The sequence below is a fragment of the Nocardia sp. NPDC058640 genome, assembly GCF_042716995.1.
Lineage (GTDB): Bacteria > Actinomycetota > Actinomycetes > Mycobacteriales > Mycobacteriaceae > Nocardia.
The window spans coordinates 179,276-205,564 of record NZ_JBHXRG010000001.1 but is presented as its reverse complement, the minus strand read 5'-3'; the positions used below and the strand labels follow the sequence as shown (position 1 = coordinate 205,564).

Here is a 26,289-nt window from a genome sequence, read left to right as displayed (position 1 = left end):
TAGGTACATGACCGATCCGAGCACCCCGATGCAGCGCCACGCCGCCCGGATGCAACGCGCCCTACCCCAAGGATGGCTGGTCGACATCGTCGAAGAGCCGATCCCCGGGGGAGTGGGCACGCGACCCGTATTGCGGTTACGCCCGCCCAGCGCCTTCGTCGCCCGCCTGTTCGGCTATTCCGCCGCAGCCTGAGCCGCGGCTGCGCAGTTGTCGAGCAGAACCCCTTGTGCGGCAGTGACTTCGGCCGGCGATCCCGCCCAGGTGTGTAGCGCGGCGCTCACGAGCGCGCGACCGAACGAGAACGTCACCGGCCACGGTCGACGATCATCCGCGGCGAGCGCGCTGAGAAATGCGCACACGTTCGCGGTCGGATGCCCACCGGACAGGAACGCGATCCCGGCGACTTCGGCAGGCACGTGTTCGTTCAACACCGCGAACGTGGCCGCCGCGACCTCGGCCGCGGGAACCGGCGAGGCGTCCAGCCCCGGCGTGACGAAGTTCGGCTTCAGCACGATCCCGCTCAGCTGCACCCCCGCATCGACCAGCGCCTCGAACACCGCGCCCAACGCCAGCGAGGTGGCCGCCGCCGACGCCGCGAGGTCGTGATCGCCGGTGCACAGCACCTCGGGCTCCACGATCGGCACGATGCCGTGCTGCTGACACAGCGCCGCGTACCTGGCCAGGGCCTGCCCGTTCGCCCGCGCCGAGTACGGCGTGATCGTGTGCACGTCGAACACCGCCCGCCACTTCGCGAACGCCGCACCGCGCTGTGCGTACGACGCCAACCGCGCACCCAGGCCGTCCAGACCCTCGGTGATCAGCGCCCCACCCTGACCCGGCAGCGGAGACGTGCCGGTATCGACCTTGATCCCCGGCAGGATCCCGAGTTCGCGCGCCGCGATCGGGAACGGCCGCCCGTCGGCGAGATCCTGGCCGAAAGTCTCGTCGCACAGGATGATTCCGCTGATGCACTGCGACAGGTCGGCGGCGGTGAGCAGCAGTGCGCGGTAGTCGCGCCGGGCGGTCGCACTGGCGGCGATCCCCTCCTGTTCCAGGCGCGATGACATGGTTTTGATCGACTCGTCGGCGGCGAGGATGCCGCGGCCGCCGCTGGTCAGCTGTCGGGCGATATCGGCGAGGGCGGTGGCGGTAAGTGTCGTCATGACGACCAGCATCGCGGCACCCGCGACCGCCGTCCTCACCCCTTCGGGCGAGAGCGGGTGTGAAACGCGGCAGCGCCCACCTGGTCCGGATCGCACAGATGGGCCACGAACAACCGGGTCGCCGAGGTCGGTTCCGGGGTTGTGCAGACGTGCCACGGCCGGTCGAGGGGTGTTCCGGGCAGGTCGTAGGCGACCAGTTCGCCCGAGGCGAGTTGCTCGCGCGCGGCCTCCTCGTGCACGAGGGTGACCCCGAGTCCCTCGCGCGCGGCGGCCACGGCGGCGCCCGACGTGCCGAGGGTGAGTAGCGGGGGCGCGGCCTGTAGCCGGCTCAGCAACGACAGCGCGGTATCGCGCGTACCGGACCCGACACCGGTCAGCAGCCAGGGGAGCGTGAGCGGGTCATCGAGCAGTCCCGGCCGCCCGACCAGCAACAACCGGTTCGCCCGCCGCGCCGCCGTGACCAGCCCGGACCCCGTCGGCGGCCGCCCCGCCAACGCGATATCGAAGACATGATCGGCCGCGCGCGCGAACAGCTCCCCGCGCGTGAGCACCGACAGCGACAGCTCGACATGCGGATGCGCCTGTGCGAACGACGCCATCAGCGCGGGCAGCACGTACTCACTGGCCGTGGCCACCGCCCCGATCCGCACCCGCCCCCGGTCCGCATCGTGCACCGCCCCCGCCGCCTCGGCCAGCAGTCCGAGCAGTTTTCGCACGTACCCCGCGAAGATCTCACCCGAATCCGTCGCCACGATCCCACGCCCGGACTTCCCGAAAAGCCTTGTGCCCAAAGCCTCTTCCAACGCGGTGATCGCCGCCGACACCGCAGGCGGCGTGACATGCAGTGTTTCCGCCGCCGCCCGCACACTGCCGGTCTCGTACACGGCGAGAAACGTGCGCAACCGACCCCAGGTGGCGGCGGCGGGCAGGTCCGGGCTGGCGAACATCGTTCAATTATGCCTTAACAGTTCACAGGAAACATTCCATTGTCGTTGAACAATCGCGCCCACACACTGGAAGAGCTTCTCCAGGCGTGACCGAAAGGAACGGCGATGACCACGATCGAGAACGAGGGACCAGTCACCAAAGAACGCTGGGATCCGGGCGTGCAGAGTTACGCCGGAATGGGTTACTGGAACCCCGATTACGTCCCCAAAGACACCGACGTGCTCGCCGTATTCCGTGTCACCCCGCAGGACGGCGTCGACCCCATCGAGGCCGCGGCCGCCGTGGCAGGCGAATCCTCCACTGCCACTTGGACTGTCGTGTGGACCGACCGGCTCACCGCCAACAGCCACTACCAGGCCAAGGCGTACAAGGTCGACCAGGTTCCCGGTCGGCCCGGCGAGTACTTCGCCTACATCGCTTATGACATCGACCTTTTCGAGGAAGGCTCCATCGCGAACCTGACCTCGTCGATCATCGGCAATGTCTTCGGCTTCAAGCCGCTCAAGGCCCTGCGCCTGGAAGACATGCGCATCCCCGTCGCCTACACCAAGACCTTCCAGGGCCCCGCCCACGGCATCGTCATGGAACGCGAAATGCTCAACAAGTACGGTCGACCGCTGCTGGGCGCCACCATCAAACCCAAGCTCGGCCTGTCCGCGCGCAACTACGGGCGCGTGGTCTACGAGGCCTGTCGCGGTGGACTGGACTTCACCAAGGACGACGAGAACATCAACTCCCAGCCGTTCATGCGCTGGCGCGACCGCTTCCTCTACGCGATGGAGGGGGTGAACCGGGCAATGGCCGAAACCGGCGAGATCAAGGGCCATTACCTCAACGTCACCGCGGGCACCATGGAGGAGATGTACCGGCGCGCCAACTTCGCCAAGGAACTCGGCAGCGTCGTGGTGATGATCGACCTCACCATCGGCTACACCGCCATCCAGTCCATGGCGCACTGGGCGCGCGAGAACGGCGTGCTGCTGCACCTGCACCGGGCAGGCCACTCCACCTACACGCGCCAGAAGACCCACGGCGTGAGCTTCCGGGTGATCGCGAAGTGGTCGCGACTGATGGGTGTCGATCACGTGCACGCAGGCACGGTCGTGGGCAAGCTCGAAGGCGATCCGGCGACCACGCGTGGTTTCTATGACACGTTGCGCGACAACGACGTTCCCGCCAACCTGGGCAACGGCATCTTCTTCGATCAGGACTGGATCTCCATGCCCGGCGTGATGCCGGTGGCCTCCGGCGGCATCCACGCAGGCCAAATGCACCAGCTGCTGGACCTTTTCGGCGACGACGTGATCCTGCAGTTCGGCGGCGGCACCATCGGCCACCCCTACGGCATCGCCGCGGGCGCCGAAGCCAACCGGGTCGCGCTGGAGGCAATGGTCAAGGCGCGCAACGAAGGTCGCGATCTGCTCCTGGAGGGCCCGGGCGTGCTGCGCAACGCGGCCAAGCACTGCGCACCACTGCAGGCGGCCCTGGACACCTGGGGCGACATCACCTTCGACTACACCAGCACCGACGCGCCCGACGTGGTGGCGACCCCGGTGCCCTCGATCTAAGGAACACCCGATGAAACTGCGCTACGGCACCTTCTCCTACCTGCCCGACTTGACCGACGACGAGATCGCCGCCCAGGTGAAATACGCCCTCGACCACGGCTGGCCGGTCTCGCTGGAATACACCGACGACCCGCACCCCCGCAACGTCTACTGGGAGATGTGGGGGCTGCCGATGTTCGACCTGACCGAACCCGACGGCGTGCTCGCCCAACTCGCGGACTGCCGAGCCACCTTCCCGCAGCACTACATTCGCCTGCTGGCCTACGACGCCACCCTGGGTCGACAGTCCACCGCGATGTCGTTCCTGGTCCAGCGCCCCGCGCACGAACCGGGCTTCCTGCTCGAACGCGTGGAGGGACCCGACCGCACCCAGCGGTACTCGGTGAAGTCCTACGCCACCGCCCGTCCCACCGGCGATCGGTACACGGGCGAGTGAACTGATGGACACACCAAAGGGATTCGGGTTCCACCGGCCGGGCGTGCACGGCGCGACCGACACCGCCGTCGACGAGGAAACGCGCGAACCCGCGATTCTCGGCGACGACGAGGTGCTCGATCTCTCGGCCGACGAGGCCGCGGCCAGGGTGACCGACACCCTGGCCGCACTCGACGCCGAGCTGGTCGGCCTGGCCGCGGTGAAACGCCGCGTCCGCGAGATCGCCTCACTGCTGCAGGTCGACCGGGCCCGGCGCCGGTTCGGCCTGACCACCACACGACCCACGCTGCACATGAGTTTCACCGGCGGCCCCGGCACCGGCAAGACCACGGTCGCCCTGCGGATGGCGGCGATCCTGCACGCCCTCGAGTACATCAGGGCGCCGCGCGTGCACACCGTCACCCGCGACGACCTGGTCGGCCAGTTCATCGGCCACACCGCACCCAAGACCAAGGAGGCGATCGCGCGCGCCGCGGGGGGCGTGCTGTTCATCGACGAGGCCTATTACCTGTTCCGGCCGGAGAACGAACGCGACTACGGGCAGGAAGTCATCGAGATCCTGCTCACCGAGATGGAGAACGAACGCGGCGACCTGGTGGTGATCTTCGCCGGCTACCCCGACCGGATGGCCACGTTCTTCTCCGCCAATCCGGGCCTGAGTTCCCGTGTGCCGCACCATCTCACGTTCGAGGACTATGACCATGCGGAGCTGACCCAGATCGCCGGTCTGATGGTGGAGTCGGAGGGGTTCGCCTTCGACGACGACGCGCACAAGGCGTTCGCGGAGTACCTGACGTTGCGGATGCAACAGCCACGGTTCTCCAACGCGCGCAGCGTGCGCAACGCCATCGAACGCTGTCGACTGCGGCAGGCACGACGGCTGGTGGCGCTGGACCGGCCGCTGGGCAAGGCCGACCTGATCACGCTGACCGCCGAAGATGTCTACGGCAGCAGCATTTTCGAGTAATCGCAAGGAAAGTGGGCGGCCCGATAACCTGTACCTATCAGGCGATCGGGCTTTCCACTTTGACATCGGTGAGCATTGTGAGAAGCCTTTGATCACAGATGTCGAACTGAAAAGAAGCTGATACATGACCTCGATCGAGGACCCCGAAGACGATCTGCGCGTGACCCCGCCCAAGACCTGGGCGGTTGGCGTACCCGCGGTAGTGCACGCGATCGAATACTCGCTGTCGCAGAACTCCCCGGCCCGCACGGCGCTGACCCTGCTGAACATCAATCAGACCAAGGGATTCGACTGTCCGGGGTGCGCGTGGCCGGAGCCGAAGAACCGGCACCTGAACGAGTACTGCGAAAACGGTGCCAAGCACATCAACGACGAGGCCACCACCCGTCGCGTGACCAGGCAGTTCTTCGCCGAACATCCCGTGGCCGAGCTGGACACGATGTCGGACTACTGGCTCAACCAGCAGGGTCGGCTCACCGAGCCGATGGTGAAGCGCCCCGGCGCCACGCACTACGAGCCCATCGGCTGGGACGAAGCCCTCGATCTGATGGCCCGCGAACTGCGCTCCCTGGACACCCCCGACCAGGCGCTGTTCTACACCTCGGGCCGGCTCAACAACGAGGCCGCGTTCCTGCTGCAACTGTTCGCGCGCGCGTACGGCACCAACAACCTGCCCGACTGCTCGAACATGTGCCACGAGTCCAGCGGTTCCGCGTTGCAGCAGACCATCGGTGTCGGCAAAGGCACTGTGTCCCTTGACGATATCTACGAAGCGGACCTGATCTTCGTCGTCGGCCAGAACCCCGGCACGAACCATCCGCGGATGCTGTCGGCGCTGGAACAGACCAAACGCAACGGCGGCAAGATCGTGGCGGTGAACCCGCTGCCCGAGGCCGGGTTGATCCGGTTCAAGAACCCGCAGAAGGCGCGCGGGGTGATCGGGCGCGGCACCGAGATCGCGGACATCTTCCTCAAGATCCGGCCCGGCGGCGACCTCGCGCTGTTTCAGATGCTGAACAAGCTGCTGCTGGAAGCCGAGGACGCCGCGCCGGGCACGGTGCTGGACCGCGAGTTCATCGCCTCGCAGACAACAGGTTTCGACGAGTTCTCCGTTTACGCCAGGCAGGTGAGTTGGGAGCACACGCTCACCGCGACCGGTTTGACGCGCGAAGAGATCGAGGCCGTGCACCAGCAGGTGCTGGGCAGCAAGAAGATCATCGTGTGCTGGGCGATGGGTTTGACCCAGCACAAGCACGGCGTTCCCACCATTCGCGAAGTGGTCGACTTCCTGCTGCTGCGCGGCAATCTCGGCCGACCCGGCGCCGGGGTGTGTCCCGTGCGCGGGCACAGCAATGTGCAGGGCGACCGCACCATGGGCATCTGGGAGCGGGTGCCGCAGTCGTTCCTGGACGCGTTGGGTAAGGAGTTCGACTTCACCCCGCCCGCTGAGCACGGGCTGGACGCGGTGGATTCGATTCGGGCCATGCGTGACGGCGAGGCGAAGGTATTCGTCGGTGTCGCAGGCAATTTCGCGCGCGCCACGCCCGATAGCGACGTCACCGAGGCCGCTTTGCGGAAGTGCTCGCTGACGGTGCAGATCTCCACCAAGCTCAACCGCTCGCACACGGTGTGCGGGGAGACGGCTCTGATCCTGCCCACGTTGGGTCGCAGCGACCGCGACATCCAGGCCACCGGTGAGCAGTTCTACACCGTCGAGGATTCGATGAGCCAGGTCCGCACGTCGCGAGGACGTCTGGATCCGGCCTCGCCCGACCTGCTCAGCGAGGTCGCGATCATCTCGCGGCTGGCGCGCGCCACGCTGGGGGAGCAGTCCACGATTCCGTGGGAGGAGTTCATCGCCGACTACGGCACCGTGCGCGACCGGATTTCCCGGGTCGTGCCGGGGTTCGAGGACTTCAATGCCCGCGTCGGTCAGCCGGGCGGAATGCTGCTGGTCAATCCGGTCAACGAGGGCATCTACAACACCGCCAGCGGTAAGGCCGAGTTCACCTGCAACGGGTTCGACATGATCGAACCGCCGCCGGGATACCTTGTACTGCAGTCACTTCGGTCGCACGACCAGTGGAACACGATTCCGTACGCCGCCAACGATCGCTACCGCGGCATTCACGATGCGCGTCGGGTCGTGATGGTCAACCCGGACGATCTCGCCGAACGCGGCATCGCCGACGGGGACGTGGTCGACATCGTGAGCATCTGGGAGGACGGCACTGAGCGTCGGGCGGAGAAGTTCGTCGCGGTGGGGTATCCGGCCAGTCGCGGATCGGCGGCTGCCTACTACCCGGAGACCAATGTGTTGGTACCCCTGGACAGTGTGGCCGACATCAGCAACACGCCGACCTCCAAGGGCATCATCGTTCGCCTGGAACCGGTTGGCTGACACCGCATTTCGGCCCGGTCGCCATTGATCGGGCCGAAACGGTGGCCTACATGACCGCGTGCTGCGCCAGGCGCATCGCGCCCGTGTAGACATTCATGGACGAGCCGCGCAGGAAACCCACCAGCGTCAACCCGTTGTCGTGCGCCAGATCCACGGCCAGCGACGACGGCGCGGACACCGCGGCCAGCATCGGAATACCCGCCATCAGCGCCTTCTGCACCAGCTCGAACGAGGCCCGACCGCTCACCATCAGGATCGTGCCGCGCAACGGCAGCATCCCCGACTGCAGCGCGTACCCGATCACCTTGTCCACGGCATTGTGTCGGCCGACATCCTCACGCAGGCACAGCAATTCGCCGTACCCGGTGAACAGCCCGGCCGCGTGCAAGCCGCCGGTGGTGTCGAAGACCCGCTGCGCGCCGCGCAACTGTTCGGGCAGGGTCGACAACACCCCGGCGGTGCTCTGCATCGGATCGTCGGCGACCGACCAGGTCGTGTGGGTGCGCACCGCGTCCAGGCTGGCCTTACCGCACAGCCCGCACGAGGACGTGGTGTAGAAATTGCGTTCCAACGAGGCATCGGGCGGGGCCACGCCGGGCGCGAGCACCACGTCGACGATGTTGTAGGTGTTGCTGCCGTCGTCGGTGGCGCCCGCGCAGTACCGGATGGTGGCGATGTCGTCGGGCGACCGCACCACCCCTTCGCTGACCAGGAAACCCGCCGCCAGATCGAAATCCGCACCGGGCGTGCGCATCGTGATCGTCAACGGTGTGCCGCCGACCCTGATCTCGAGGGGTTCCTCGGCGACCAGGGTGTCGGGCCGTTCGGAGTACTGACCGTCTCTGATGCGCAGCACCCGTCGCCGCGCGGTCACTCGCCCCACTGTGTACTCCATTCTCCCGAAGCCGGCTCCGGACGTGCGGTGCTCGTCAGCGGACGGGCACTTCGAGCAGTTCGGCGGTGGCCCGCACGTGTGCGTCGCAGGTCGCGCCCGCACGGATCACCTGGTCGCGCAACTGGTCTCGCATCCGCGGGTCCCAGTACTTGCGAATATGCGTGGCCATCACCGACGCCGCCTCCTGCTGCGGCAGGTCACGGAACTGGGCGGCGATCTCGGTGGCCAGCCGCATCGCCTCGGGCAGGTGCTCGCGATGCGAGGCGTCGCGCAACGGCGAACCCAGGGCCACCTGCACGGCGGTCACCTTGTATTCGGGGCAGTTGGTGGCCCAGTCGGAGTTGTCGGTGGTCACGACATTGGCCCCGGTGGTGGGGTAGTGGAACGTCGTGTACACCACGCCCGGCGGCATTCGATCGGAAATCACCGCGTGCAAACGGGTTTCGCCTGCCCGGCTGGCCAGGCTCACCTGAGCGCCGTCGGTGATGCCGCGGACCTCGGCGTCGTGCGGGTGGATTTCGAGGATGTCCTCGGCGTGCCACACCACATTGGCGGTGCGGCGAGTTTGCGCACCCACGTTGTACTGGCTCAGGATTCGGCCCGTGGTCAGGATCAGCGGGAACCGGCGGGTAGCCCGTTCGCTGGTCGGCACGAACGTGGTGGTGACGAATCTGCCCTTGCCACGCACGAATTCGTCGACATGCATGATCGGTGTTCCGTCGGGCGCGGTCGCGGTGACCGGCCACTGCAGACTGCCCACCTGATCCAGCTTCGCGAACGACACTCCAGCGAAAGTCGGTGTCAGCGCCGCGATCTCGTCCATGATCTGACTGGGATGGTCGTAATCCATCGGGTAACCCATGGCCTTGGCGATCTCGCACGGAATCTGCCACTCGTGCTTGCCGGTGGCGGGCGCCATCACCGGACGCACCCGGTTGATCCGCCGCTCGGCATTGGTGAAGGTGCCGTCCTTCTCCAAAAACGAAGTGCCCGGCAGGAATACGTGCGCGAACTTCGCGGTCTCGTTGAGGAACAGGTCCTGCACCACCAGCAGATCCAGTGCCGCCAGGGCCGCGAACACGTGCTTGGTGTTCGGGTCGGACTGGGCGATGTCCTCGCCCTGCACATACAGGCCACGGAACGTGCCGTCGATGGCCGCGTCGAACATGTTCGGAATCCGCAGGCCCGGTTCGGCGGAAATCGGTCGCCGCCACAGGCTTTCGAACACCTCGCGCACCGCATCGTCGGACACGTGCCGGTAGCCGGGCAGTTCGTGCGGGAACGACCCCATATCGCACGAGCCCTGCACATTGTTCTGCCCGCGCAGCGGGTTCACGCCCACCCCGTCGCGGCCGATATTGCCGGTGGCCATGGCCAGGTTCGCCATGCCCATCACCATCGTGGAACCCTGGCTGTGCTCGGTGACACCCAGGCCGTAGTAGATCGCGGCATTGCCGCCGGTGGCGTACAGGCGGGCGACCGCGCGCAGGTCCGCGGCGGGGATGCCGGTGAGGTCGGCGACGGCTTCGGGACTGTGTTCGGGCTGGGCGATGAACCGCGCCCATTCCTCGAAGTCCTCGCAGCGGCTGTTCACGAACTCGGTGTCGACGAGGCCCTCGGTGACCACCACGTGCGCCAGGGCGTTCACCACCGCGACATTGGTGCCCGGCCGCAACGGCAGGTGGTACGCGGCCTCGATATGCGGCGAGCGCACCAGGTCGATGCGACGCGGATCGATTACCACCAGCTTCGCGCCCTCGCGCAACCGTCGCTTCATCCGCGACGCGAACACCGGGTGCCCGTCGGTGGGGTTGGCGCCGATCACCACGATCACATCGGCCTTCGCGACCGACCGGAAGTCCTGCGTGCCCGCGGACTCACCGAAGGTCTGCTTGAGCCCATATCCGGTGGGGGAGTGGCACACTCGCGCACACGTGTCGATGTTGTTGTTGCCGAACGCCGCGCGCACCATCTTCTGCACGACATACACGTCCTCGTTGGTGCAGCGCGAGGAGCTGATCCCGCCGATCGCACCCGCACCGTGCCGGTCCTGGATGGCGCGCATCTTCTCGGCGACATAGCCGATCGCGGTGTCCCAGTCCACGACTCGCCACTCGTCGGCGATCTTCTCCCGGATCATCGGCTCGAGCATCCGGTCGGGGTGCGTGGCGTAACCGAACGCGAAGCGGCCCTTCACACAGGCGTGGCCCTCGTTGGCGCCGCCGTTCTTGTCCGGGACCATCCGCACCAGTTCCGTGCCGCGCAGCTCGGCCTTGAACGAGCAACCCACACCGCAGTACGCGCAGGTGGTCGACACGGTGCGCGTCGGAATGCCCAGCTGCACTACGGATTTCTCCTGCAGCGTGGACGTCGGGCACGCCTGCACACACGCGCCACAGGAGACACATTCGGAGTCCACGAACGACTCGCCCGCTCCCGCCGACACTTTGGAATCGAACCCGCGGCCCTCGATGGTCAGCGCGAAGGTGCCCTGGATGTCGCCGCACGCGCGCACACAGCGCGAACACGCGATGCACTTGGACGGATCGAAATCGAAATACGGGTTGCTGGTGTCCTTTTGAAGGTCGAGGTGGTTCTCACCCTCGTAGCCGTAGCGGACCTGACGCAGCCCCACCACCCCCGCCATGTCCTGCAGTTCGCAATCGCCGTTCGCGGGGCAGGTCAGACAGTCGAGGGGATGGTCGGAGATGTAGAGCTCCATGACACCCTGGCGCAGCTTCTCCAGCTGCGGTGTCTGGGTGCGCACCCGCATCCCCTCGGTCACCGGGGTCGTGCACGACGCGGGCGTGCCACGTCGGCCGTCGACCTCCACCAGACACAGCCGACACGAGCCGAACGCGTCGAGACTGTCGGTGGCACACAGTTTCGGAATGTCGATACCGGCCAGGGCGGCGGCGCGCATCACCGAGGTGCCCTCGCCGACTGTCACCGGCAGGCCGTCGATGTCGACAGTGATCGGGGCGGCATCCGACGGTGGTGCCGGCGTGCCGAGATCTCTTTCTGGTAGGAGTGTCATCTCAGGTCTCCTCGGGTGGTGCGGGGGTGAAGTCCTCCGGGAAATGCAGCAGCGCGCTGCGAACCGGGTTGGGGGTGAGTCCGCCCATCGCGCACAGGGATCCACTCACCATGAGGTCACACAGGTCGTTGAGCAGGGCGAGGTTGCCGTCGGTATCGACACCGCCGGTGATGCGGTCGATCACCTCGACCCCGCGCACCGCGCCGACCCGGCACGGGGTGCACTTGCCGCACGACTCCTCGGCACAGAACTGCATCGCGAAACGCGCCATCCCGGCCATGTCGACGGTGTCGTCGAACACCACGATCCCGCCGTGCCCCAGCATCGCGTCAGCCGCGCCGAACGCCTCGTAATCCGTTGGCAGGTCCAGTTTGTCGGCCGGCAGGTAGGAGCCCAGCGGCCCGCCGACCTGCACCGCGCGCACCGGCCGACCCGAACGGGTGCCGTTGCCGTACCTGTAAACCAGATCGTGCAGCGAGATACCGAACGCGGACTCGAAAACCCCGCCGCGCGCGATGTTTCCGGCCAGCTGGAACACTTGGGTGCCACGCGAACGGTCGACACCCAGTGCCGCGTAAGCCTTTCCGCCGTCGGCGAGGATCGCGGGCACGCTCACCAGGGTGAGCACATTGTTGACCGCGCTCGGCTTGCCGAACAAGCCGCTGATCGCGGGGATCGGCGGTTTCGGGCGCACCATGCCGCGTTTGCCCTCGAGGCTTTCCAGCATCGAGGTCTCCTCGCCGCAGATGTAGGCGCCGCCGCCGATCCGCAGGTGGATGTCGAAGGTGAAACCGGTGCCGAGAATGTCGGTGCCCAGCCAGCCCTGGTTGCGGGCGATCTCGATGGCCTGTTCGAGCACCGAGGCCGCGTCCGGGTATTCCGACCGCAGGTAGATGTAGCCCTCGCTCGCGCCGACCGCGTACGCGGCGATGGTCATGCCTTCGAGCAGGCTGAAGGGGTCGCCCTCCATCACCACCCGGTCGGCGAAGGTGCCGCTGTCGCCCTCATCGGCGTTGCAGCACACGAACTTCAGCGGACCCTCGGCGTCGGCCACGGTCTGCCACTTGATCCCCGCCGGGAACCCGGCGCCGCCGCGCCCGCGCAACCCGGACTCGGTGACTTCCTCGATCACCTGTGCGGGGGTGAGCTCGAACGCGCGGCGCAGCCCGGCCAGGCCGCCGTGTGCCACGTAGTCGGTAGGCGACAGCGGATCGGTGACGCCGACGCGAGCCAGGCACAGTCGCTGCTGCTCGCGCATCCACGGAAGATCGTCCACCACACCGTGATTCAGCTCATGTGGCAGACCGTCGAGCATGCCCAGTTCGACCAGGTCGTCGATGTCCTGGGGTCGCACCGGCCCGAAACCCACTCGCCCACGGTCGGTTTCGATCTCGACCAAAGGTTCCAGCCACAGCATCCCGCGGGTGCCGGTGCGCACCACGGTGATCTCCCGGCCGATCCGCGACGCCGCCGAGTACAACCCGATCACGACCTCGTCGGCCCCGACCGAGGCGGCGGCGGAGTCGCGCGAGACATAGACCTTGGTGACCTTGCTCATTCTTCCTCCGCCAGCACGATCTGCGCGACGCGGTCTCGGTCGAGCCGGCCGTATACCTGTCCGTTGATCAACGCCGACGGCCCCAGCGCGCAATTGCCCACGCAGAACACCTGATCCAAGGTGATCCGGCCGTCGGGAGTGGTCTGCCCGGTCTTGGTGCCCAGCCACTGCTCCAGGTCACCGGCCAGCTGTTCCGAGTCCACCGACCGGCAGGCCTCGGCCCGGCACACCTGCACGCAGACCCGACCCACCGGCTCGGCGCGGAAGTCCTTGTAGAACGTCACCACGCCGTGCACGTCGGCCCGCGAGAGATTGAGTTCGGTCGCGACCAGACCGACGACCTCGGGCGGGATATAGCCGAGCAGATACTGCAGGTCGTGCAGGATCGGTAGCAGCGGCCCGCGATCGTCGCGGTGCTTGTCGGCCACCGTGCTGACCAGGTCGGCCAGCTGTCCGGTCGTGTCTTGCATCGGGTCCCCTCTATCCGCTGAAGAGTTTGAGTGCGGCTTTCACCGCGTTGAAAATCCCGTAGGCCAGCGGTATTCCGACAGCGAGCCAGGAGATGACCAGCTGCGTGCGGTAGCTGTGCGGTGCGGGAGTATGTGTTTCGGTCATGATCGGAGCTCCTTACGTGCGCGCCAAGGGATTTCAGGTGCGAACCGCGGCCGGCGGGGCAGCGCCGTCGGCGGCATCGGTGACCGGCTGCTTCTCGTGCCAGCGCGCGGCGACCGGGCGGACCAGCAGGTTCGCGCAGAACCCGACGGCCAACACACCGACCATGATGAACAGCGCGGGTCGGTAGTCGCGGGCCATGAGATGCCCCGGTTCGCCCTGGGCGTCCAGCACCCGGTTCACGATCAGCGGCCCGAGCACACCCGCGGTCGACCAGGCGGTGAGCAGTCGGCCGTGGATCGCGCCGACCTGGAAGGTGCCGAACAGATCGCGCAGATACGCGGGCACCGTGGCGAAACCGCCGCCGTAGAAGGAAATGATGATCACGCACAGGATCACGAACAGCGCGGTCGCGTTCGAACCGATCAGCGCCAGCGTCAGATACGCGGCCATGCCCACGCCCAGGTACATCATGTACGTGGGTTTGCGGCCCAGATAGTCCGAGGTGCTCGACCACACGAACCGGCCCGCCATGTTCGCCACCGACAGCAAGCCCACGAACCCGGCCGCCACCGACACGCTCACCGTGGACACGCCGTCGCCGTTGCGGAAGAAGTCCTGGATCATGTCCGCGGCCTGCTCGAGAATGCCGATGCCCGCGGTCACGTTGCACAGCAACACCACCCACAGCAACCAGAACTGCGGCGTCTTGATCGCATTGGCCGCGGACACATTCGCGGTGGTCACCATCGGCTTCGCCGCGATCGTTTTCGGATCGAAGCCGTCGGGCTTCCAACCCGGCGCGGGCACCCGAACGGTGAACACACCCAGCATCATCACGATGAAGTACGCGATGCCCAACGTGATGAACAGTTTCATCACCGCGTCGCCACCGGCCGCGGCACCGCCGAAGCGCGCCAACAGTTCCCGCGACAACGGTGCGGCGACCATCGCGCCACCACCGAAGCCCATGATGGCCATGCCCGTCGCCAGACCCGGCCGGTCGGGGAACCACTTGATCAGCGTCGACACCGGCGAGATGTAGCCAAGGCCCAAACCGATGCCGCCGATGAAGCCGTAACCGAGATAGACCAGCCACAACTGTTCGGTGGCGATACCGGCCGCGGCGACCAGGAAGCCCGACGACCAACAACACGCCGAGGCGAACATGGTCTTGCGCGGGCCCACCCGATCCACCCAGGTGCCGAAGATCGCCGCCGACAGCCCCAGCATCACGATCGCGATCGAGAAGATCAGGCCGATCGCGGTGAGACTGGAATCGAAATGCTTGACCAACGCGTCCTTATAGACGCTGGTCGCATACGCCTGACCGATGCACAGATGGATGGCCAACGCGGCCGGTGGAATCAGCCACCGGCTGTAGCCGAGGGGAGCGATCGTGTGCTCCCGGTCCAGAAAAGTAAGCGCAGGCACTGCGCACCTCCTCGAGGTGTCCCTCAGTAATGGGTCACCGGTGCGGTGGCTGTGGCGAGGCGGCACAAAACACCGACGGCGTTGCGGCCATCGGTGTTTCGACGTCGAACCCTGCTCATGATCACCTGCCGGTCAGCGGGCCGCGCTGCGCCGCTGATCGCGCCGCGCCGTCCCGTGTTGTGAATAGTGCGGCCGCAGTGTGATCAGCGTCAAAGTTTCATTTTCGATGAATTGATAAGCGTCAGTTATCAGAAATCGTGTGTGAGCACGCGGGCCAGACCGCGGTCCAGCTCACCGGCGATATCGAGTTCGCCGACCGTGTCCACCAGCGTGCGCGCCAGGATCGACCGGGGGTCCTTACCGGCCAGTACCAGTCCCACATGGAAGGATCGGCGCGGCTGCGGCATCGACAGCAGCTTGGCTCCCCGCGGGATGTCGAAACTGTGCAACCACGCGTGCGGGATGACACTGGACAGTCCCATCGACTCTAGATGAGCGTAGATCGCGGAAACAGTGTCTGTCTCGACCACCGGTTCGATCCGAGCACCCGCCTCGGCGAAATGCCCGTCCAGGATCCGCCGGTTCTGCATCACCGGCGTGAGCAGACACAGCGGCGCGGTCGCCGCATCGGCCCAGCTGATCGACTCGCGGCCACCGAACTCACCGTCGGCGGGGGTCAGGAACAGGTAGCGCTCGCGATACAGCGGCACCACCCGCACCCGGCCCAACGGATCACCGTCGACATAGGTCATCCCGATATCGATATCGAAGTCGTTGAGCCGGGTCGCGATCTCCCGCGACGACATCGACTCCAGCGAGAACCGCACCATCGGATGCCGCAGATGCAGCGGCGTGGTCACCAGCGACGCCGCGGTCAACGCCGTGGGGATCGCGCCGATCCGCAACACACCCGTGAGGCCCCCGCGCATCCCCGACAGCGTCGAATGCAACTGTTCCTGCTCGGCGATCATCCGCTGCGCCCACTCCAACACCTCGGTGCCCTCCGCGGTGAAGCCGCCGAATCGCTGCCCACGCTGCACGATCTGCACCCGCAATTCGCTTTCCAACTTGCGGATGCCCGCCGACAGCGCGGGCTGCGACACATGACACGCTTCGGCCGCGCGACCGAAGTGCTGCTCGTGGGCCAACGCGATCAAGTACTCCATCTGACGCAGCAGCATGAGCCCATAGATACACTGCAGGCATGTCCGTTCGCACCCGTCAGCCACTAGTTCCCGGTACCCAGTCGCCGATCCGGGACGTCCCGCGCTCCATCGAGCGCCCCGAATACGTGTGGAAGAAGACGGCGAACGAGGGCAACGAGCCCTGGGTGCAGACCGCCGAGACCATCGAGAAGATGCGGATCGCGGGGAAGATCGCGGCGCAGGCCCTCGACGAAGCGGGCAAGGCGGTAGCGCCCGGCGTCACCACCGACGAACTCGACCGCATCGCCCACGAGTACATGTGCGACCACGGCGCCTACCCCTCCACGCTGGGCTACAAGGGCTTTCCCAAGTCCTGCTGCACCTCGCTGAACGAGGTCATCTGCCACGGCATCCCCGACTCCACGGTGATCGAAGACGGTGACATCGTCAACATCGACGTCACCGCGTTCATCCACGGCGTGCACGGCGACACCAACCGCACCTTCCTGGCCGGCGATGTCGACGAGGAAGTGCGGCTGCTGGTCGAGCGCACCGAAGAGGCCACCAACCGGGCGATCAAAGCTGTCAAGCCGGGTCGCGCCCTGAACGTGGTCGGCCGCGTCATCGAGGCGTACGCCAACCGCTTCGGATACGGGGTGGTGCGCGACTTCACCGGGCACGGTGTGGGGCCCACCTTCCACAGCGGTCTGGTGGTGTTGCACTACGACCAGCCCAACATCGAGTCGGTGATCGAGCCCGGCATGACGTTCACGATCGAGCCGATGATCAACCTCGGTGGGATCGACTACGACATCTGGGATGACGGTTGGACCGTGGTGACCGCGGACCGCAAGTGGACGGCGCAGTTCGAGCACACGTTGGTTGTCACCGAGACGGGCGCTGAGATTCTCACGCTGCCGTGAGCACGCCCCTGCGTGGCGCACTGCTGATCGCGGGCACTACCTCCGACGCCGGGAAAAGCGTTGTGGTGGCGGGTATTTGCCGGATGCTCGCGCGGCGCGGGGTGCGGGTGGCGCCGTTCAAGGCGCAGAACATGTCCAACAACTCGGTGGTCACCCTCGATGGTGGGGAGATCGGGCGGGCGCAGGCGTTGCAGGCTCGGGCGTGTGGGTTGGAGCCGAGTGTGCGGTTCAACCCGGTGCTGTTGAAGCCCGGTAGTGATCGGCGTTCGCAGTTGGTGGTTCGGGGTAAGGCGGTCGGAACTGTTGGCGCGCGTGACTATTTCACGCGTCGACAGGAGCTACGCGAGGTCGTCGCTGCTGAATTGGCTTCGCTGCGAGCCGAATTCGATGTGGTGATCTGTGAGGGCGCGGGCTCGCCTGCCGAAATCAACCTCCGGGCAACCGATCTGGCGAACATGGGTCTGGCGCGCGCCGCCGACATCCCCGTCCTCGTCGTCGGCGACATCGACCGGGGCGGGGTCCTGGCGCATCTGTTCGGCACCGTCGCCGTCCTGGAACCCGAAGACCAGCAACTCATCTCGGGTTTCATCATCAACAAATTCCGCGGCGACGTATCGCTGCTGCAACCAGGCCTGGACCAACTGACGGCGTTGACCGGCCGCCCCACCCTCGGCGTCCTCCCGTTCGCCGAAGGCCTCTGGCTCGACGCCGAAGACTCCCTCGGCACCATCTCCGGCGCCACCGTCGGCCGCCCGTCCCCACCGCACGGCACCGACTGGCTCACCGTCGCCGCCATCCGCCTACCCCGCATCTCCAACTCCACCGACATCGAAGCCCTGGCCTGCGAACCCGGCGTCTCGGTCCGCTGGGCCGACAGCCCCCACCAGATCACCACCGCCGACCTCGTGGTGATCCCCGGCAGCAAGTCCACGGTCTCGGATCTGGAGTGGTTGCGCGCCAACGGTTTAGGTGAGGCCATCCGAGCCCGCGCGGCAGCGGGACGCCCGATCCTGGGCATCTGTGGCGGGTACCAAATGCTGGGCACCCGCATCGTCGACGGCGTGGAGCACGGCGCGGCGCAAACCCTGGCCGCAGGTGCTGACGTGGCACCCCACACCGCAGCCGGCCTCGGCGTACTCGACCTCGACATCGAATTCGCCAACCCGAAAATCGCCCGCCAGGTACACGGCACCGCAGCCTCGATTCCCGTGCACGGCTACGAAATCCACCACGGCAGAGTCACCCGCACCGCCGACCCCGCCTGGCTGACCATCGACGGCACCCCCGAAGGCAGTGCACGCGAAGCAATCTGGGGAACCCACGTCCACGGCCTCCTGGAATCCGACGAGTTCCGCCGAACCTGGCTCACCGAAGTAGCCACCCGAGCAGCCCGCCCCGGCTTCACCCCCGCCCCCACCACCTCGGTAACCGCCACCCGCACAACCCAACTCGACCTACTGGCCGACCTGATAGAAACCCACCTAGACCTCCCCGCCCTGGAATCCCTGATCAACCAAGGCGCCCCCACCACCCTCCCCACCATCGCCACCGCCCTCCTCGACCCACGGCAACCCTGACCGGCTCACTCCCGAAGCGCCGCCGAGCCCCTGGCGGAAAATGGGGCGACTGGGTCGGATCGTGCCTGGTAGAACGTAGTCGGCAGTTGCCACGTCGATGACATCGAAAGGCGCGGAGCGTGAATGACTGGGAACGGCTCACCCCGGCTCGGATCGTTTGTGCGGGGGACTGGCATGGCAACAGCTTTTGGGCTGATCGGGCGATTCGGTACGCGGCTGAGCAGGGGGCTCGAGCGATCCTGCACGTCGGTGATCTCGGATATAAGTTCGCGCCGAACTTCCTTGCGCGGGTGCAGCGGGCGCTCGAGGACACCGGGCTGTTGATGGGGTTCGTGCCGGGTAATCACGACTCCTACGACTACCTCGACCCGCGCGAACACGAGCATGGATGTACAGCGATTGCGTTGCGCCCGAACATCTTCTACCTGCCGCGCACTTATCGATGGTCGTGGTCGGGGGTGACGTTTCTCGCGCTGGGCGGCGCGCATTCGGTGGATCGGTTGTGGCGGGCGCGGGGTGAGTGGTGGGAACGGGAAACCATCACGCTGTTCGAGGCGGCGAAAGCGGCGAACGGTGGGCCCGCGGATGTGATGCTTTGTCATGACGTCCCGGACGGCGTCCACATTCCCTGTATCGAGGGCAATCCGCATGGGTTCCCTGACTCGGAAATCGCTGCGGCGCAACAGCATCGCGAGCTTCTGCGGCGGGTCGTCGATGTCGTTGCGCCGGGGAGCCTGTTCGCCGGGCACTATCACTGCCGCCTCGACACAACCCTTGATGATCCGGCGCACGGGTACCGGACCGATGTGCACGTTCTGGACATGGACGGTGGTCAGCTGACCGAGAATCTGATGGTTGTCGACCTGGCGGACCTACCGGTAGCGCGAGGGCGTCGGCTCTGACCTGTCGGAAGCCGGGGTCCTGCCTGCTCCTCGCGTGCGGTCCGTCGCTACCAGCGTGTGGTGTGCGGGCCGTCTCGCCTCACCGTGTGCAGCGGCGGGTTGTGACAGGTCTGTCAATTCTTGTGTCCGGGGCGGTGAAAGGCCAGTACACGGGGGTGTCGGGGCTGGCCGGTCGCAGCGGAACAACCTGTGCGGTTCAGCGGGGCCGTGTACCGTAACCCGGCATGAAATCTCGGCAGATCACGGTCGGTGACCAGGCCTGGACAGTGCGGGTCGACGGCCCAACTTCGCGGCACAATGTGCTGCTGCTTCCCGATGCGGACGACCCTGCCGACGTGTTCGACAAGGTGTGCGCGCGGCTGCACGAATCCGAGTTGCAGACCGTGGTCGTGGAGTCCGCGGGCGGCCTGGATCCCCAGGGGGTGCTCGCGATTCTCGACGAGCTCGAGATGCCCTATGTGAACGTCGCCGGACGTGGCACGGGCGCGGAGTTGGCTTGGAGGGTATGCGCGGGACGATTCGGGCGGTTCATGAGCCTGGTCGTGGCGGACCACGGCCACCCGGCCGTCCCCGGCGCCGACGGCACCATCCCCGACGCGACTTGCCCACCCCTGGAGCTCCCGGTCACCATGCTGGTCACCAAGAGCCTCCCGCGCGCCACCGCCGACGCGTCGGGCCGCTACGTCTACGGCGAATTCCGCGTAGTCCCACTCGAAGTCGACAACATCGCCACCGAAGCAGGCCACGAACTCGCCACCGAGATCGTGCTGCGCACCAGCCTCTGGTAGTCGACCAAGATCACCACGCTGTGGTGGCGCAGGCCTCTCGGGCGATGCCGCCATCACAGCGTGGTGATCAACCGTCCAGGACTAGGACTTGCGGAAGGCCGCTAGCCAGTCGAGCCAGTTGTCGGTTTCTTGGAAGGCGTTGGCGCGTACGGACTCCGAGGACAGGAAGACGTCGTGGCGGGCGCCGTCGATGGGGACGATCGAGGTGCGTTCGCCCAGGCAGCCTGCCCAGCGTTGGATCTGTTTGACGTCGAGTACGGCGTCGGCCACGTCGACGGCGGGGGAGTGTTCGCGGGCGAACTTGGTGATCCGGGAGCGCAGGATCAGCGCGGGCACGCCGATGGTCAGACCCTGGTGCAGGCGGGCCTGGCCGTGGCGGATCGCGCGCAGCCAGCCCAGACGCACGGGTTCGCCGTTGAGCGGCTTCCAGTCCAGGTTGTAATCCCACTCACCCGAACGGGTGTTGTGCAGGCTGTCGCCGTACGCGGTACTGACCCCGCCGGGCAGCTGGGCGAACGCGCGGAATCGGCCGACCGCGTTGATCACCGGCGTGCCGATGGTGCGGTAGAACGACGGGCCCTGCAGGTCGAACCAGGGGCTGTTGAGCACGACACCGGCCACCCCGGCCGCCGCGCTGCCGCCCGCGGATTCGAGCCGATCCAGCCACAGCGGCACGATCAGACCGCCGGTCGAATGCGCGAGGATCAGCACATCGTTGCCGGTTTCCTCGCGGGCGATCCGCAGCGCTTCGTTGAGCTCGGCGTCGTACAGCGCGAGATCGCTGACGTAGTGCGCGCTCTGTCCTTCGCGGCGCGAGCGCCCGCATTTGCGCAGGTCGAGGGCGTAGAACCGGTGCCCGCGGGAAGCGAAGTGCTCGGCCAGGTGCTCCTGGAAGAAGTAGTCGGTGAACCCGTGCACGTACAGCACGGTCGGCTCGACCGCGGGGGCCGCGGCGTCGGGCAGGTAGCGCACCAGCGTGGCCACCACGTCGCCCTCACCGTCGGGGTCTACACCCAGCGGCAGGGTCCGCTGCTGATAGGCGGTACCGAGGACATCGGGCTGCCACTGCTGCCCGGCGAGGGTTTCGTTCGTCACACCGCTCAATCTAACGCGCGGTCGCGGGCACGCGCAGGGTTGGTTTGCGTCACATAAGTGACCTCCGTTGCAGAAGTCCGCCGCACGCAGGTGCACAATTGGCGTCAGGTGAACGACGGGTAACCTACCTCCCGGCGATTCACCGCGAGTCGCCGCAACACCGCCAAAGCGCCCGCGCCAAGCGAACTCACCCGCCGGTGAGTAGCTGAGAAGGACAAGGAAGTCGATCTACCCGTGTCGAACGCTGCGAAGATGGAAAAGACCGATGTAGTTCTCATCGGCGCAGGCATCATGAGTGCCACGCTGGGCGCGCTGCTGCGGCAGCTGCAGCCCGACTGGACGATCTCGGTGTTCGAGCGCCTCGACGCCGCCGCCGCGGAGAGCAGTGACCCGTGGAACAACGCGGGCACCGGCCACTCGGCGCTGTGCGAGCTCAACTACAGCCCGCAGAACGCTGACGGCTCGGTCGACGTGAGCAAGGCCGTCGACATCAACGAGCGCTTCCAGGTCTCGCGCCAGTTCTGGGCGTCCGCGGTCGACACCGGTGTGCTGGACGACCCCAGCGGCTTCATCAACCCCATCCCGCACGTCAGCTTCGTGCACGGTGCCGACAACGTCGACTACCTGCGCAAGCGCTACGAGGCTCTGGCCCCGCACCCGCTGTTCCGCGGCATGGAGTACATCGACACCCCCGACGAGTTCGCCGCGCGCCTGCCGCTGATGGCCAAGGGCCGCGACTTCAGCGACCCGATCGCGCTGAACTGGACCGACGGCGGCACCGACATCGACTTCGGCGCGCTGACCAAGCAGCTGCTGGCCTACATCGGCTACTCCGGCGGCGAGATCGCCTTCGGCACCGAGGTCCGCAACCTGGACAAGCAGGCCGACGGTTCCTGGAACGTCACCGTGCGCAACCTGCGCACCTACCAGTCGCGCACGATCAACGCGAAGTTCGTGTTCGTCGGTGCTGGTGGTGGCGCGCTGCCGCTGCTGCAGAAGGCCGGTATCGCCGAGGCCAAGGGCTTCGGTGGCTTCCCGATCAGCGGCCAGTTCCTGCGCTGCACCAACCCCGACCTGATCGCCGCGCACGAGGCGAAGGTCTACGGCAAGGCCGCCGTCGGCGCGCCGCCCATGTCGGTGCCGCACCTGGACACCCGCGTGATCAACGGCCGCAAGGGCCTGCTGTTCGGCCCGTACGCCGGCTGGACGCCCAAGTTCCTCAAGGACGGCTCCAACGCCGACCTGTTCAAGTCGATCAAGCCCAACAACATCGCCTCGCTGGTCGGCGTCGGTCTCACCGAGATGGGCCTGACCAAGTACCTGGTCGAGGAACTGCTCAAGTCGCAGAACGGCAAGGTCGGCGTGCTCGAGGAGTTCCTGCCGCGTGCGCAGGGTCGCGACTGGGAGCTGATCACCGCCGGTCAGCGTGTGCAGGTCATTCGTCGTAAGGGTGCCGGTGGGGTGCTCGAGTTCGGCACCGCGGTCATCTCCGCCGAAGACGGTTCGATCGCGGGTCTGCTGGGTGCGTCGCCGGGTGCGTCGACCTGTGTGACCGCGATGCTGGATGTGATGCAGCGTTGCTTCCCGCAGCAGTACGCGGGCTGGGAGCCGCGGCTGCAGACGATGATCCCGTCGCTGGGACAGAAGCTGTCGGAGAACCAGGCGCTGTTCCAGGAAGTGTGGGACTGGACCAACTCCACGTTGAAGCTGGACCGCAACCACGCGCCCGCGGCTGCTCCGAGCTTCGCGCAGGTGTGAATGTCTCGCTGAGGCGGTCGTGGGCGGCGGATCTGGATGCCGCCACCCTCTACCGGCTGCTGCGGTTGCGGGTGGATGTGTTCGTCGTGGAGCAGGAATGCGCCTATCCGGAATTGGATGGGCGTGACCTGCTGCCTTCGACGCGGCATTTCTGGCTCGATGACGGGTCGGTGCTGGGCACTTTGCGGCTGCTCGAAGAGGTTGTCGATGGGGTGACCAGTTTTCGCATCGGTCGGGTTTGTGTGGCGTCGGACGCTCGCAAGCATGGGTACACCACTCGGTTGATGCAGGCCGCTTTGGCTGAAACCGGTTCTGCCACTGTGCGATTGGATGCGCAGTCGCATTTGGTGGGGATGTATGCGAAGTTCGGGTTCGTTGTCGACGGGGCGGAATTCGATGACGACGGGATCATGCATACGCCGATGCGGCGCGGGTAGTCCGGTTTGTGCGAAGGACCGGCGTAATCACGCACTTCGCCTCGTTTCAATCAGAATTCTGATTCTGCGGGGACCATTTGTGCGTTTACGCCGGTTCGGGTCGCTGATGCCCGAGGGTTGGCGGCGATCGCAGCACGCATAGAGTTGGGGCGTGCCTGGTTTTGCTGATGTTGCCGCTGGTCCGCACATTCCCGCGCGTGTGGGGGGTGAGGCGGGGTTTCCGTTCTCGGCTGTGGTGGGGCAGGAGCGGTTGCAGTTGGCGTTGATCTTGTCCGCTGTGCATCCGGGGATCGGTGGGGTGTTGGTGCGCGGGGAGAAGGGGACCGCGAAGTCGACTGTGGTGCGGGCGTTGGCGCAGTTGCTGCCGCCGGTGGTGGACGAGACGGGGGCGCGGCCCGCGAAGCTGGTGGAGTTGCCGGTGGGGGCGACCGAGGATCGGGTGGTCGGGTCGCTGGATCTCGAGCGGGTGTTGCGGGATGGGGAGCAGGCGTTTCGGCCTGGGTTGTTGGCTGCGGCTCACCATGGGGTGTTGTACGTCGACGAAGTGAACTTGCTGCACGATCACCTGGTCGATGTGCTGCTCGACGCGGCTGCCATGGGGCGGGTGCATGTCGAGCGGGATGGGGTGTCGCATTCGCATCCGGCGCGGTTCGTGCTGGTCGGGACGATGAATCCCGAAGAGGGGGAGTTGCGGCCGCAGCTGTTGGACCGGTTCGGGCTCACTGTCGATGTGGCTGCCTCGCGTGAGGTGAATGTGCGGATGGCGGTGGTGCGGCGGCGGCTCGACTACGAGGCCGACCCCGACGCGTTCGCCGCTCGGTATGTGGACGCGGATCAGGTTGTGGCGGAACGGATTCTGACCGCACGGGATCGGCTGTCCGAAGTGGCGCTGGACAATGCGGAGTTGCGGCGGATCGCGGCGCTGTGCGCGTCCTTCGATGTGGACGGGATGCGGGCGGATCTCGTTGTCGCGCGGACCGCGACCGCGCACGCGGCGTGGCGTGGGCGGGACCGGGTTACCGAGGACGATGTGCGGATCGCGGCGGAGTTGGCGTTGCCGCATCGGCGGCGGCGGGATCCGTTCGACGAGCCGGGGATCAGTGAGCAGCAGCTCGACGAGGCGATGGAGTCTGCTGCTGCTGAGGTCGAAAAGGCTTCGGGGGATGAGGAGTTCGATGGTCCGTCGGGAAACGGGCGTCACCGGGCTGAGGACGAGTCCGCACTCGGTGATGATGGGGCGGGTGGCGATTCTCGTGGGCGCACCGGGGGCGATGGTCGTGCGGCGGATGATCGGCGTCTCGACGGGGGGCGGGATCGCCGGTTCGATGGTGGGCCGGACGGCCGGGGGCCTGAGGATGGGCCCGACGGTGATGGCCCGGATGGTGGTGGTCCCGAGGGTGGCGGTCCGGATGGTGGTGGCCCGGATGGTGGTTCGGCCGGTGGTTCCGATCGCGGTGGTCCAGACGGCAGTGGACCTGACGACGGTGGACCTGACGGCGGAGGCCCTGACGGTGGAGGACCGGGTGGTGGTGGATCGAACGGCGGTGGGCCGAACAGCGGTGGTTCCGGCGGTGACCGCTCGGATGGTTCTGATCGCGACGGTTCGCGGCCGGGGCCCGAAAGGCTGACGGGCACACCGACTTCGACCGGAAAGGCGATCCCGCGCTGGGAAGTCCCCGGTATCGGCGAAGGCGCACCCGGCCGACGTTCACGCGCCCGCACCAGAACCGGCCGCACAGTGCGCCCCGATGCCGACCCTTCGACCGGCCTGCACCTTCTCGGCACCGTCTTCGCCGCTGCGCCAAAGCAATTCGAGCGCGGCCGACTCAGTGGCCCCCTCGCGCTGGCCGCAGAGGACTTGCGCGGCGCGTATCGCGAAGGGCGAGAAGGCAATCTGGTCGTGTTCGTGGTCGACGCGTCGGGCTCGATGGCCGCGCGTGATCGTCTCACCGCGGTGACCGGCGCCATCGTCACCCTGCTGCGCGACGCCTACCAGCGCCGCGACAAGGTGGCCGTGATCAGCGTCCGCGGTAGCGTTGCCGAACTGGTCCTGCCGCCGACATCCTCGGTCGACATCGCCGTCCGACGTTTGGCGGGAATGCGCACCGGCGGCAAGACCCCCCTGGCCGCGGGTTTGCTGAAGGCCCGCGAAGTGATCGCCCGCGAACACGTCCGCGACCCGCGCCGCCGCCCCATGCTCGTGCTGCTCACCGACGGCCGAGCCACCGGAGGCACCGACCCCCTCCCACGCGCCCGCACCGCCGCCCGGCTGCTGGCTGCCGAAGGCCACACGGCGATGGTCATCGACTGCGAACGCGGCATGATCCGCCTCGGCCTGGCCGGCGAACTGGCCCGCGACCTGCGCGCGCGCTACCTGCGCTTGAACGAACTCACCGGCGACACGGTCGCCGACGTAGTCCGCGCCACCGGGCTGCCCGCTCGCGCGGCGTAGACCGGTGACACGGTCGTCGGCGCGGTCCTCGCCACCGGCCCCGCCGTCCACTCGGCATGGACCGGCGTAATCGACCAATCGGTGCGCTCGGAGTCGGTTTTCGGGGCTTCGGGGCATCGAAATGGTCGATTACGCCGGTGCAGCGCGCACTCGGGGCCCGGCGTAGGTTCCTACCTGCTCACGACGTCGAGG

Annotated in this window: 22 protein-coding genes; 12 read left to right on the top strand and 10 right to left on the bottom strand. The window is 66.9% G+C overall.

The features are described 5' to 3' along the window. The first annotated feature begins 7 nt into the window (after positions 1 to 7). Complete coding sequence (locus ACFWU5_RS01025) at positions 8 to 193, top strand: hypothetical protein (RefSeq protein ID WP_379240755.1); 186 nt, start codon at positions 8 to 10, stop codon at positions 191 to 193. Here the strand turns inward: ACFWU5_RS01025 and ACFWU5_RS01020 are convergent. After that, positions 175 to 1,164, bottom strand: coding sequence for a class I fructose-bisphosphate aldolase (locus ACFWU5_RS01020; RefSeq protein WP_379265706.1), 990 nt, complete (start codon positions 1,162 to 1,164; stop codon positions 175 to 177). The two genes, ACFWU5_RS01025 and ACFWU5_RS01020, sit on opposite strands and share 19 nt — an antisense overlap. Before the next feature lie 35 nt (positions 1,165 to 1,199). Next, positions 1,200 to 2,111: a LysR family transcriptional regulator gene (locus ACFWU5_RS01015; RefSeq protein WP_379240757.1), complete on the bottom strand. Its 912-nt coding sequence runs from the start codon at positions 2,109 to 2,111 to the stop codon at positions 1,200 to 1,202. A 105-nt stretch (positions 2,112 to 2,216) separates the two neighbouring features. Here ACFWU5_RS01015 and ACFWU5_RS01010 point away from each other — a divergent pair, with 105 nt between their 5' ends. The 4 genes from ACFWU5_RS01010 to ACFWU5_RS00995 all read left to right on the top strand — a co-directional run bounded on the left by ACFWU5_RS01010 (position 2,217) and on the right by ACFWU5_RS00995 (position 7,484). Continuing rightward, the gene (locus ACFWU5_RS01010; RefSeq protein ID WP_379265704.1) at positions 2,217 to 3,680 is read left to right on the top strand and encodes a form I ribulose bisphosphate carboxylase large subunit; all 1,464 of its coding nucleotides are present in this window, start codon (positions 2,217 to 2,219) and stop codon (positions 3,678 to 3,680) included. A 10-nt stretch (positions 3,681 to 3,690) separates the two neighbouring features. Next, a complete protein-coding gene (locus tag ACFWU5_RS01005; RefSeq protein ID WP_379240759.1) occupies positions 3,691 to 4,116 on the top strand; it encodes a ribulose bisphosphate carboxylase small subunit in 426 nt (141 codons plus the stop codon). Between the two features lie 4 nt (positions 4,117 to 4,120). After that, on the top strand, positions 4,121 to 5,083 hold the full coding sequence (locus ACFWU5_RS01000) for an AAA family ATPase (protein WP_379265703.1): 963 nt from the start codon (positions 4,121 to 4,123) through the stop codon (positions 5,081 to 5,083). A gap of 124 nt (positions 5,084 to 5,207) precedes the next feature. Continuing rightward, positions 5,208 to 7,484 (top strand): FdhF/YdeP family oxidoreductase, encoded by a 2,277-nt coding sequence (locus ACFWU5_RS00995; protein ID WP_379265702.1) that lies wholly within the window; start codon positions 5,208 to 5,210, stop codon positions 7,482 to 7,484. A gap of 46 nt (positions 7,485 to 7,530) precedes the next feature. On the opposite strand, the gene fdhD is transcribed toward ACFWU5_RS00995, so the two are convergent. From fdhD to ACFWU5_RS00960, 7 genes are all read right to left on the bottom strand, one after another. Further along, positions 7,531 to 8,367, bottom strand: coding sequence for a formate dehydrogenase accessory sulfurtransferase FdhD (fdhD, locus tag ACFWU5_RS00990; RefSeq protein ID WP_379240762.1), 837 nt, complete (start codon positions 8,365 to 8,367; stop codon positions 7,531 to 7,533). Between the two features lie 46 nt (positions 8,368 to 8,413). After that, positions 8,414 to 11,416: a formate dehydrogenase subunit alpha gene (gene fdhF, locus ACFWU5_RS00985; protein ID WP_379265701.1), complete on the bottom strand. Its 3,003-nt coding sequence runs from the start codon at positions 11,414 to 11,416 to the stop codon at positions 8,414 to 8,416. A gap of 1 nt (position 11,417) precedes the next feature. Then, positions 11,418 to 12,974, bottom strand: coding sequence for a formate dehydrogenase beta subunit (locus ACFWU5_RS00980; RefSeq protein ID WP_379265700.1), 1,557 nt, complete (start codon positions 12,972 to 12,974; stop codon positions 11,418 to 11,420). After that, positions 12,971 to 13,444, bottom strand: coding sequence for an NAD(P)H-dependent oxidoreductase subunit E (locus tag ACFWU5_RS00975; RefSeq protein WP_379265699.1), 474 nt, complete (start codon positions 13,442 to 13,444; stop codon positions 12,971 to 12,973). The genes ACFWU5_RS00980 and ACFWU5_RS00975 overlap by 4 nt, the downstream gene beginning before the upstream one ends. A gap of 10 nt (positions 13,445 to 13,454) precedes the next feature. Further along, positions 13,455 to 13,589 carry a hypothetical protein gene (locus ACFWU5_RS00970; protein ID WP_379240766.1) on the bottom strand — a complete coding sequence of 45 codons (135 nt, stop codon included), beginning with the start codon at positions 13,587 to 13,589 and terminating at the stop codon, positions 13,455 to 13,457. Positions 13,590 to 13,622: 33 nt separating this feature from the next. Next, positions 13,623 to 15,020: an OFA family MFS transporter gene (locus tag ACFWU5_RS00965; protein WP_379265698.1), complete on the bottom strand. Its 1,398-nt coding sequence runs from the start codon at positions 15,018 to 15,020 to the stop codon at positions 13,623 to 13,625. Positions 15,021 to 15,268: 248 nt separating this feature from the next. Continuing rightward, positions 15,269 to 16,201: a LysR substrate-binding domain-containing protein gene (locus tag ACFWU5_RS00960; RefSeq protein ID WP_379240768.1), complete on the bottom strand. Its 933-nt coding sequence runs from the start codon at positions 16,199 to 16,201 to the stop codon at positions 15,269 to 15,271. Positions 16,202 to 16,224: 23 nt separating this feature from the next. On the opposite strand from ACFWU5_RS00960, the gene map reads away from it, so the two are divergent. The 4 genes from map (at position 16,225) to ACFWU5_RS00940 (ending at position 20,355) form a co-directional block, all read left to right on the top strand. Next, complete coding sequence (gene map, locus ACFWU5_RS00955; protein WP_379240769.1) at positions 16,225 to 17,088, top strand: type I methionyl aminopeptidase; 864 nt, start codon at positions 16,225 to 16,227, stop codon at positions 17,086 to 17,088. A gap of 8 nt (positions 17,089 to 17,096) precedes the next feature. After that, positions 17,097 to 18,665 (top strand): cobyric acid synthase, encoded by a 1,569-nt coding sequence (locus tag ACFWU5_RS00950; protein ID WP_379266193.1) that lies wholly within the window; start codon positions 17,097 to 17,099, stop codon positions 18,663 to 18,665. Positions 18,666 to 18,784: 119 nt separating this feature from the next. Further along, positions 18,785 to 19,567 carry a metallophosphoesterase gene (locus tag ACFWU5_RS00945; RefSeq protein ID WP_379265697.1) on the top strand — a complete coding sequence of 261 codons (783 nt, stop codon included), beginning with the start codon at positions 18,785 to 18,787 and terminating at the stop codon, positions 19,565 to 19,567. 224 nt (positions 19,568 to 19,791) lie between these two features. Beyond that, complete coding sequence (locus ACFWU5_RS00940) at positions 19,792 to 20,355, top strand: alpha/beta hydrolase (RefSeq protein ID WP_379265696.1); 564 nt, start codon at positions 19,792 to 19,794, stop codon at positions 20,353 to 20,355. An 81-nt stretch (positions 20,356 to 20,436) separates the two neighbouring features. Here ACFWU5_RS00940 and ACFWU5_RS00935 read toward each other — a convergent pair whose 3' ends face one another. After that, positions 20,437 to 21,450, bottom strand: coding sequence for an alpha/beta hydrolase (locus ACFWU5_RS00935; protein WP_379265695.1), 1,014 nt, complete (start codon positions 21,448 to 21,450; stop codon positions 20,437 to 20,439). Positions 21,451 to 21,684: 234 nt separating this feature from the next. On the opposite strand from ACFWU5_RS00935, the gene mqo reads away from it, so the two are divergent. The 3 genes from mqo (at position 21,685) to ACFWU5_RS00920 (ending at position 26,097) form a co-directional block, all read left to right on the top strand. Further along, the gene (mqo, locus tag ACFWU5_RS00930; protein ID WP_379265694.1) at positions 21,685 to 23,208 is read left to right on the top strand and encodes a malate dehydrogenase (quinone); all 1,524 of its coding nucleotides are present in this window, start codon (positions 21,685 to 21,687) and stop codon (positions 23,206 to 23,208) included. Next, on the top strand, positions 23,205 to 23,645 hold the full coding sequence (locus ACFWU5_RS00925; protein ID WP_379265693.1) for a GNAT family N-acetyltransferase: 441 nt from the start codon (positions 23,205 to 23,207) through the stop codon (positions 23,643 to 23,645). The genes mqo and ACFWU5_RS00925 overlap by 4 nt, the downstream gene beginning before the upstream one ends. Before the next feature lie 199 nt (positions 23,646 to 23,844). Continuing rightward, positions 23,845 to 26,097 carry a VWA domain-containing protein gene (locus ACFWU5_RS00920; RefSeq protein ID WP_379266192.1) on the top strand — a complete coding sequence of 751 codons (2,253 nt, stop codon included), beginning with the start codon at positions 23,845 to 23,847 and terminating at the stop codon, positions 26,095 to 26,097. Positions 26,098 to 26,289: the final 192 nt, after the last annotated feature.

Coding starts and splice junctions, on each gene's coding strand:
- ACFWU5_RS00975 (WP_379265699.1), bottom strand. CDS start 13,444: ATGCAAGACACGACCGGACAGCTGGCCGACCTGGTCAGCACGGTGGCC.
- ACFWU5_RS01015 (WP_379240757.1), bottom strand. CDS start 2,111: ATGTTCGCCAGCCCGGACCTGCCCGCCGCCGCCACCTGGGGTCGGTTG.
- ACFWU5_RS01005 (WP_379240759.1), top strand. CDS start 3,691: ATGAAACTGCGCTACGGCACCTTCTCCTACCTGCCCGACTTGACCGAC.
- ACFWU5_RS00940 (WP_379265696.1), top strand. CDS start 19,792: ATGAAATCTCGGCAGATCACGGTCGGTGACCAGGCCTGGACAGTGCGG.
- ACFWU5_RS01020 (WP_379265706.1), bottom strand. CDS start 1,164: ATGACGACACTTACCGCCACCGCCCTCGCCGATATCGCCCGACAGCTG.
- ACFWU5_RS00980 (WP_379265700.1), bottom strand. CDS start 12,974: ATGAGCAAGGTCACCAAGGTCTATGTCTCGCGCGACTCCGCCGCCGCC.
- ACFWU5_RS00970 (WP_379240766.1), bottom strand. CDS start 13,589: ATGACCGAAACACATACTCCCGCACCGCACAGCTACCGCACGCAGCTG.
- ACFWU5_RS01025 (WP_379240755.1), top strand. CDS start 8: ATGACCGATCCGAGCACCCCGATGCAGCGCCACGCCGCCCGGATGCAA.
- ACFWU5_RS00960 (WP_379240768.1), bottom strand. CDS start 16,201: ATGCTGCTGCGTCAGATGGAGTACTTGATCGCGTTGGCCCACGAGCAG.
- ACFWU5_RS01010 (WP_379265704.1), top strand. CDS start 2,217: ATGACCACGATCGAGAACGAGGGACCAGTCACCAAAGAACGCTGGGAT.
- map (WP_379240769.1), top strand. CDS start 16,225: ATGTCCGTTCGCACCCGTCAGCCACTAGTTCCCGGTACCCAGTCGCCG.
- ACFWU5_RS00995 (WP_379265702.1), top strand. CDS start 5,208: ATGACCTCGATCGAGGACCCCGAAGACGATCTGCGCGTGACCCCGCCC.
- fdhF (WP_379265701.1), bottom strand. CDS start 11,416: ATGACACTCCTACCAGAAAGAGATCTCGGCACGCCGGCACCACCGTCG.
- ACFWU5_RS01000 (WP_379265703.1), top strand. CDS start 4,121: ATGGACACACCAAAGGGATTCGGGTTCCACCGGCCGGGCGTGCACGGC.